We start from the raw sequence: 1314 nt of genomic DNA on the forward strand, positions 1-1314 counted from the left end.
GGCGAGGTCAATCGGTCGAAGCAACGCTGGGTCAGGCTGCTTGGTCGAGCAGCTGGGCCAGCCGTTGGGCTGGGGTCTGTAGGTCCAGGGTAGGCCGTGGCCGCTGGTTGAGGGTGGCGGCGATGCGGTGCAGGTCGGCGGCGGTGTGGACCGAGAGGTCGCTGCCCTTGGCGAACCAGTGCCGCAGCAGCCGGTTGGTGTTCTCGTTGGTGCCGCGCTGCCAGGGCGAGTGCGGGTCGCAGAAGTAGACCGGCGCACCGAGCTCGAGTTGGATGTGCCGGTAGTGGGCCAGCTCGCTGCCCCGGTCCCAGGTGATCGAGCGGCGCAGGTGCTCGGGCAGCCGGCTCATCTCACGCAGCATCGCCTCGGCCACCGAGTCGGCGTCGTGGCGGCCGGGTAGGTGCAGCAGGATCGTGAACCGGGTCGAGCGCTCGACCAGGGTCCCGATCGCCGAGCCGTTGCCCGCGCCCAGGATCAGATCGCCCTCCCAATGACCGGGCACCGCCCGGTCGGCGACCTCGGCGGGCCGCTGGCTGATGGTGAACGCCTCCGCATACCGGCTCGAGGTCCGCCCGGCGCCGGCCCGGGACCGGGGCCGGCGCGCCCTGCGTTTGAGGGAGAGGCATCGGTGCAGGTCAGCGCGTAGCTGCCCGCGGGTCTGCACGTAGAGCGCCTGGTAGATCGTCTCGTGGCTCACCCGGCTCATTCTCGCCGCGGCCTCGTCGCCGGGATGATCCGCACGCAGCACCGCCGCGATCAGCCCCGGCGACCAGCCCTGCTCCAGCCACCCGGTGACCGCGGCGGCCATGGCCGGATTCGCCGCCAGCTTCGCGGTCTTGGGACGCTCCCGGCTCTTGGCGGCCGCCCGGTGGGCCAGCGCCCCGACGTAGGAGCCGCCCGGACCGCGGTGACGGGCCAGCTCCCGGCTGATCACCGACGTGTCCCGGCCCAACTCGGCGCCGATCCGGGTCAGCGTCCACTGCGCGCGCACGCCGGCCGCGATCACCGCCCGATCCTCGCTGGTCAGCATCCGTCGCTTCCCCGGCCGGACCGGCTCGACCGGGCCACGCTCCGGGACCCGGGCGAGGCCGCCGTACCGGCCCTTCTGCAGCACCATCCCCATCGGACCAGACTGGGCCCACCACCGCATCGCGGTCTGACGCGCCACGCCGATCTCACGCGCTGCCGCCGACAGCGACGCTCCCGAACACACCAACTCGAACAACCGCGAACGGACCTCAGGCGAACACGCCCTCGTCATCTGCACCACTCCGTCTCACATCAGGAGCGTTGCTTCGACCGCTGGATTCCGCC

At 72.1% G+C, this 1314-nt stretch carries 1 protein-coding gene; it reads right to left on the minus strand.

Annotation, left to right across the window (positions count from 1 at the left end; translation table 11 throughout):
• Positions 1-31: 31 nt before the first annotated feature.
• Positions 32-1261: an IS30 family transposase gene (locus tag ABLE53_RS24750; RefSeq protein ID WP_425474917.1), complete on the minus strand. Its 1230-nt coding sequence runs from the start codon at positions 1259-1261 to the stop codon at positions 32-34.
• Positions 1262-1314: the final 53 nt, after the last annotated feature.

The organism is Nocardioides asiaticus, from assembly GCF_040049175.1.
Lineage (GTDB): Bacteria > Actinomycetota > Actinomycetes > Propionibacteriales > Nocardioidaceae > Nocardioides > Nocardioides cheoyonin.